Consider the following 6,995-nt stretch of genomic DNA (forward strand, 5'->3'; position numbering starts at 1 on the left):
TTCGAACCCAGCTTTATAAATAACTTAATTGTTTGATCGGTTATAAATATTTGAAAGGGATTTTGGCAGGGTTACTCATTTGAAACTACTTTGGAGAATATTTTCCATAAATAATTTAGGGATAATAGACAAATAAAAAATCATGAATACATTCAACCGCCCCGCTGGTATGGCTGGAGACCCAGGATACCAACGAGGCAACTTCCGTTATTATTTCTCTGGCAATTTAATATCTTTGAACATAGCTTCAATATCATCGTTGGAACGCAACGCCACCGCCGTATCCACCACATCGCGTGTCAGATGCGGTGCGAAACGCTGAATAAAATCATACATGTAGCTGCGTAAAAACGTGCTGCGACGAAAACCAATTTTAGTGGTGCTGTGACTGAAAATATCATGAGCATCAACACGCACCAGATCCGGCTCAGAGATAGGATCTACCGCCATGCTGGCAATCACGCCCACGCCCAGCCCCAGTCGGACATAGGTCTTAATAACATCGGCATCAGTCGCGGTAAAGACAATACGCGGCTCAAGACCCGCGCGATTAAACGCGGTATCCAGTTCTGAGCGCCCCGTAAAACCAAAGGTGTAAGTCACCAACGGATATTGCGCCAGCTCTTCAATGGATACGGAGGCTTTGCCTGCCAACGGATGGTCTGGCGTAACAACAATCGAACGGTTCCAGTGATAGCATGGCAGCATCACCAGATCATCGTACAAATGCAGTGCTTCCGTCGCGATGGCAAAATCAGCATTCCCTTTCGAAACGGCTTCGGCAATTTGCGTCGGCGATCCCTGATGCATATGCAACGAGACGCGAGGATAACGCTCAATAAAACCTTTAATCACGTTGGGCAGCGCGTAACGCGCCTGGGTGTGCGTGGTGGCGATATACAACGAGCCTTTGTCGGGCCAGGTATGTTCACCTGCAACCGACTTAATAGCATCCACTTTAGACAAGACTTCGCGGGCAATACGAATAACTTCCTGCCCTGCCGGAGTCACCTGCGTCAGGTGCTTACCGCTACGGGCAAAAATCTGGATGCCAAGCTCATCTTCCAGCATACGAACTTGCTTACTGATCCCTGGCTGGGAGGTATAGAGTCCTTCGGCCGTTGAGGAGACATTAAGGTTGTGATTTACCACCTCAACGATATAGCGAAGCTGCTGTAATTTCATGTTAAGCCATCCAGAATTATGCCATCAGAACATCGTTTAAAAGCAGACTCACACGCGCTGCTAATACGATTTAATAATAAAAAGCCTGCCAACTATAACCACTATATCATTTCTATGTACGCTGTATAGGGATGACAAAAAATAATACGCCAGAAACAAAAAGGGCCGCTTACGCGACCCTTTGAGGAGAAATTCAGCCGGAATGCTGTTATTTCTTCCCTTCTACCCATTTGCCATCAACGAAAAATGCAGACCACCCGGTTGCTTTACCGTCTTTTTCCGCAGCGACATACTGCTGCTTAGTTTTGCGGCTAAAGCGAACCATCGACTTATTACCATCGGGGTCCGTCTGCGGCGCATCGGCCAGATAGCGCAGTTTTTCCGGCAACCGATCGCGGAAGCGATACAACTCTTCCACTAACGGCGCACGGGTTTCACGTGATTTCGGGAAGGTGTTCGCAGCCAGGAAAATACCTGCTGCACCATCACGCAACACGAAATACGCGTCCGATTTTTCACACGGCAGTTCCGGCAACGGAACAGGATCTTCTTTCGGCGGAGCCACTTCGCCGTTACGCAGGATCTTACGGGTGTTTTTACACTCGTCGTTAGTACATGCCATGTATTTACCGAAACGCCCCATTTTCAGGTGCATTTCAGAACCACATTTCTCGCACTCAACGACAGGACCGTCATAACCCTTAATGCGGAACTCGCCCTCTTCGATTTCGTAACCATCGCAGGTCGGGTTGTTACCACAGACATGCAGCTTACGTTTTGGATCGATGAGATAGCTGTCCATCGCCGTACCACACTTCTGGCAGCGACGTTTCGCGCGCAAAGCGTTCGTTTCCGCATCGTCGCCTTCCAGCACGTTCAATACTTCGTTTTCCGGCACCAGGTTAATGGTGGTTTTGCAACGCTCTTTCGGGGAAAGTGCGTAGCCGGAGCAACCAAGGAAAACGCCGGTGCTGGCGGTACGAATACCCATCTTGCGCCCACATGTCGGACAATCAATGCTGGTCAGCACCATCTGGTTCGGACGCATACCGCCTTCTTCAGGATCTTTCTCGGCTTTATCCAGTTGCTGAGTAAAATCGCTGAAGAAGTTGTCGAGCACACCTTTCCACTCGGCTTCGTGGTTCGCCACCTGGTCAAGGCTGTCTTCCATCTGCGCGGTGAAATCGTAGTTCATCAACTCGCGGAAGTTTTCTTCCAGACGATCGGTGACAATTTCACCCATTTTTTCAGCGTAGAAGCGACGGTTCTCAACGCGAACGTAACCGCGATCCTGAATCGTAGAAATGATCGACGCATAGGTAGATGGACGACCAATGCCACGCTTTTCAAGCTCTTTAACCAGCGAAGCTTCACTAAAGCGCGCAGGCGGTTTAGTAAAGTGCTGTGCTGGCGTCAGTTCGATAAGCGTCAGCATATCGCCTTTGTCCACCGCCGGTAAGATGCGATCTTCATCGCCCTTGCGCAGTGCAGGCATTACTTTCGTCCAGCCATCGAAGCGCAGAATACGACCGCGCGCCTTCAGACGGAAATCACCCGCGCCCACGGTCAGCGTGGTGGAGTCGTATTTCGCTGGCGTCATCTGACAGGCAACAAACTGGCGCCAGATCAGCTGATACAGTTTTTGCGCATCGGCTTCCATATCTTTCAGCGATTCTGCCTGTACGGCGACATCGGAAGGACGGATAGCTTCGTGCGCTTCCTGCGAGTTCTCTTTGCTGGCGTACTGGTTCGCGCTCTCCGGCAAATACTTTTTGCCAAAATTATCGCTGATGTAATCGCGAACCATCGCCACCGCATCCTGACTCAGGTTGGTTGAGTCAGTACGCATGTAAGTGATGTAACCCGCTTCATACAAGCGCTGCGCCATCATCATGGTTTTCTTCACACCGAAGCCCAGACGCGTGCTGGCGGCCTGCTGTAGCGTGGAGGTGATGAACGGCGCGCCCGGCTTGCTGCTGGTCGGCTTATCTTCACGTTCCAGAACGCTGTAGCGCGCTTTTTCCAGCAGGCTTACTGCCGCGAGTGTTTGCTCGCGATTAACCGGACGGAACGGTTTATCGTTCTGATGCGTCACTTCGAGCGGTAACGCGTCGCCGCCTGGCGTCGTGGTATTGGCATCAATTTCCCAGAACTCTTCGGGTACAAATGCCTTGATTTCGCGTTCACGCTCAACCACCAGACGCACGGCAACAGACTGTACGCGGCCAGCAGACAGGCCACGGGCAATTTTTTTCCACAGCAGCGGCGACACCATATAGCCCACAACACGGTCCATAAAGCGGCGAGCCTGTTGCGCATTAACACGATCGATGTTCAACTCGCCCGGTTTTTCAAACGCCTGACGAATAGCATTTTTAGTAATTTCGTTAAACACCACGCGGCTGTAGCGGGTGTCGTCGCCACCGATAACTTCCCGCAGGTGCCAGGCAATGGCTTCCCCTTCGCGGTCAAGGTCGGTTGCGAGATAGATGTGGTCGGCTTTTTCAGCCAGTTGTTTCAGTTCAGAGACAACTTTCTCTTTACCAGGCAGCACTTCATAGCGCGCATCCCAGTTGTGCCACGGGTCAACGCCCATGCGGTTGACGAGAGCGCCACGTTCATCCTTTTTGGGCTTTTTAGCCGTTTTGGTGGAGGTTGAGTCGGCGCTCTTTTTAGTTGCTGAGCCACTAGTCGGCAAATCACGGATATGACCGACGCTGGATTTCACCACGTAGTCATTACCCAGATACTTGTTGATCGTTTTGGCTTTTGCCGGGGACTCAACGATGACAAGAGCTTTACCCATATTCACCTTTACCTAATTTGATTCTTCCAGAATGCGTCGCACGTTGATTCACCTTCCACTGGCGACGAGACATCGATATGGTCTCTGTGTCGGCGGATATCAACCCCTTAAACTGATTCGCGCTTGTAATGTAACGCTCATATAACTGAGTTAACAGGCTTTTTCACACGCAAACGCTATGGCGCGACGGAGTATTGGTCGAATGTCAAGCAAATCTGTTGCCAGATTGACGAAAGCGTCACACTGTACCTGATAAAATGCGTTACGCAACTTTATTAGCATGCAAAAACAAATCTCGCTAGTTGTAACACCGTCGTAAAACCTTCATTTGTGTCAGGGAATATTTGCCCATAAGCCGGGCTCGGCGTAGACTAATGTCCTTGTTTAAGGAGTAAAAAATGCATAAAGATACTCAACCCATCGATCGCGAGACACTGCTGATTGAAGCCAACAAAATCATTCGTGAGCATGAGGACACGCTGGCGGGGATTGTCGCCACCGGTGTTACGCAGCGAAATGGTGTGCTGGTTTTCAGCGGAGATTACTTTTTAGACGAGCAAGGGCTGCCGACGCCCAAAAGTACGGCTGTGTTTAATATGTTTAAACACCTGGCGCACGTACTTTCTGAAAAGTATCACTTGATCGATTAACGCGAGAAATCATTTGCCGGATGGCGGCGCTGCCTTCTCCGGCCTACGATGCTCTGAACCTGTAGGCCGGATAAGATGCGTGAGCATCGCCATCCGGCAATTGCAATTTTACATCAGGGGCTTCTGTCCCCGCTGCCACCAACGCATGAGTAAGCGGTCTGCACTTTCTGCCGCGCTGCCAGTGAAACGGTCCATCAGTTTTTTACGCTGCATATAGCGGACGTTCAGCACTTCACGGCCATCCATCAACCCCAGAATCACTTCGTCACTGGTATTGATCTCATCGACCAACCCGTTTGCCAGCGCCTGTTGCCCGAACCAGTGTTCACCTGTAGCAACCTGTTCGATGTCCAGAGTTGGACGCATACGCTGCACAAAATCTTTAAACAGATGATGGGTTTCATTCAAATCTTCACGGAATTTCTGTCGCCCTTCTTCCGTGTTTTCACCAAGCAGTGTCAGCGTGCGTTTGTACTGTCCTGCCGTGTGCAGTTCGATATCAATATCCTTGCTTTTCAGGAAACGGTTAAAGTTTGGGATCTGCGCGACGACGCCAATAGAGCCGACAATGGCAAACGGCGCTGAGACAATTTTATCCGCCACGCAGGCCATCATATATCCGCCGCTGGCAGCGACTTTATCTACCGTGACGGTTAGAGGGATCTGCTTATCGCGCAGGCGTTGTAACTGCGAAGCGGCCAGACCATAGCCATGTACCACACCGCCGGGGCTTTCCAGACGCACAACCACCTGATCTTGCGGTTTCACCACTGCCAGTACCGCCGTGACCTCTTCCCGTAATGCGCTGACCTCGTGGGCGTCCATACTGCCCTTAAAATCAAGCACCCAGACGCGAGGTTTTTCTGATGACGAACTGTCCCCCAGTTTTGCTTTGGCTTTGGCGGTTTTGGCCTCCAGCTTGTGCTTCTTTCTCTGCGCTTTATGCCATAACTTCTGCTGATGACTATCCAACAATGCCATCGACAGATCTTCCTTCATCTCTTTATATTGATCGCTGAGATTAATAACGCGTAGTTCACCACGCTGACGCTTACGTTGTGTCGCGTTTACAATCAGCATGACAATCACCGCAATAGCCACCACAACAGTGACAATTTTTGCCAAAAACAGCCCATATTCAGACAACAATTCCACGAGACCCACCTTGGTTAAACAACGCTACTTTCGCTCAGTGTACAACAGGCGTGTAAACCCGTCTTGCTTCATCCATCCGATGCTGAATCGGCAAAAAGCATGACAAAGTGTTCATTTTGCGGTGTTATTACCTTTGGCTGATTGAAAAACACCAGTGTTTAAGGCATAAAGCCGAAAAGTTATCGCGAACGAGATGGCCAGACGTCGCCGAGGAGTAGCCGTGCATTACCAACCTAAACAAGACCTGTTACAGGATCGCATTATTCTGGTCACCGGAGCCAGTGATGGCATCGGGCGTGAAGCCGCGCTTACCTATGCACGCTACGGCGCGACCGTTATCCTGCTTGGACGTAATGAAGAAAAATTGCGTCAGGTTGCCCGCGCCGTCGCCGATGAAAACGGAACACAACCACAATGGTTCACGCTGGATCTGCTCACCTGCACTACTGACGAATGCCACCAGCTCGCGCAGCGTATTGCCGCGCATTTCCCACGTCTGGATGGCGTACTGCATAATGCCGGATTGCTGGGCGATATCTGCCCGATGAGCGAACAAAACCCGCAGGTCTGGCAGGATGTCATGCAGGTAAATGTAAATGCCACTTTTATGCTGACTCAGGCATTGCTGCCGCTGTTACTCAAATCAGATTCAGGATCGCTGGTCTTCACCTCCTCCAGCGTCGGTCGTCAGGGACGGGCTAACTGGGGAGCGTACGCCACCTCGAAATTTGCTACTGAAGGAATGATGCAGGTACTGGCAGACGAATACCAGAATCGTCATCTGCGCGTAAATTGCATTAATCCAGGCGGCACGCGTACCGGCATGCGTGCCAGCGCATTCCCGACGGAAGATCCGCAAAAATTGAAAACTCCCGCCGATATTATGCCGCTCTACCTGTGGCTGATGGGCGATGACAGCCGCCGTAAAACCGGTATGACTTTTGATGCCCAGCCGGGCCGTAAACCAGGAATTGCCCAATGAGTGAAGAACGCTATCAGCAACGTCAACAGCGCGTAAAAGATCGAGTTGACGCACGCGTTGCCGCAGCGAAAGATGAGCGCGGAATTATCATCGTGTTCACCGGAAATGGTAAGGGTAAAACCACCGCCGCATTCGGTACCGCCACGCGCGCGGTGGGTCATGGTAAAAAAGTCGGCGTCGTACAATTTATTAAAGGTACGTGGCCAAACGGAGAAAG

The 6,995-nt window shown here is 50.9% G+C and carries 6 protein-coding genes; 3 read left to right on the forward strand and 3 right to left on the reverse strand.

The window, feature by feature from the left end; translation table 11 throughout:
• Positions 1 to 210: 210 nt before the first annotated feature.
• Together cysB and topA are read right to left on the reverse strand one after the other, a co-directional pair.
• Entirely contained in the window at positions 211 to 1,185 is a 975-nt protein-coding gene (gene cysB / locus JTI85_RS12605; RefSeq protein ID WP_219351586.1) for an HTH-type transcriptional regulator CysB, read from the reverse strand.
• Between the two features lie 208 nt (positions 1,186 to 1,393).
• On the reverse strand, positions 1,394 to 3,991 hold the full coding sequence (topA, locus tag JTI85_RS12610) for a type I DNA topoisomerase (protein ID WP_172742905.1): 2,598 nt from the start codon (positions 3,989 to 3,991) through the stop codon (positions 1,394 to 1,396).
• A 398-nt stretch (positions 3,992 to 4,389) separates the two neighbouring features.
• Here topA and JTI85_RS12615 point away from each other — a divergent pair, with 398 nt between their 5' ends.
• Positions 4,390 to 4,641, forward strand: coding sequence for a YciN family protein (locus JTI85_RS12615; RefSeq protein WP_003020616.1), 252 nt, complete (start codon positions 4,390 to 4,392; stop codon positions 4,639 to 4,641).
• Between the two features lie 108 nt (positions 4,642 to 4,749).
• Here the strand turns inward: JTI85_RS12615 and sohB are convergent, their stop codons facing one another.
• Complete coding sequence (sohB, locus tag JTI85_RS12620; protein WP_219351587.1) at positions 4,750 to 5,796, reverse strand: protease SohB; 1,047 nt, start codon at positions 5,794 to 5,796, stop codon at positions 4,750 to 4,752.
• Positions 5,797 to 6,016: 220 nt separating this feature from the next.
• Between sohB and JTI85_RS12625 the strand changes: the two genes are divergently transcribed.
• Entirely contained in the window at positions 6,017 to 6,778 is a 762-nt protein-coding gene (locus JTI85_RS12625; RefSeq protein WP_048211496.1) for a YciK family oxidoreductase, read from the forward strand.
• A partial coding sequence (locus JTI85_RS21455; RefSeq protein ID WP_255574755.1) for a cob(I)yrinic acid a,c-diamide adenosyltransferase occupies positions 6,775 to 6,995 on the forward strand: 221 nt, incomplete at its 3' end. The genes JTI85_RS12625 and JTI85_RS21455, both read left to right, overlap by 4 nt.

It is taken from the genome of Citrobacter sp. Colony219 (assembly GCF_019382635.1).
GTDB lineage: Bacteria > Pseudomonadota > Gammaproteobacteria > Enterobacterales > Enterobacteriaceae > Citrobacter > Citrobacter youngae.

Bases quoted from the DNA above. Each gene is read 5' to 3' on its own strand.
- cysB (WP_219351586.1), bottom strand. From the start codon at position 1,185: ATGAAATTACAGCAGCTTCGCTATATCGTTGAGGTGGTAAATCACAAC.
- topA (WP_172742905.1), bottom strand. From the start codon at position 3,991: ATGGGTAAAGCTCTTGTCATCGTTGAGTCCCCGGCAAAAGCCAAAACG.
- JTI85_RS12615 (WP_003020616.1), top strand. From the start codon at position 4,390: ATGCATAAAGATACTCAACCCATCGATCGCGAGACACTGCTGATTGAA.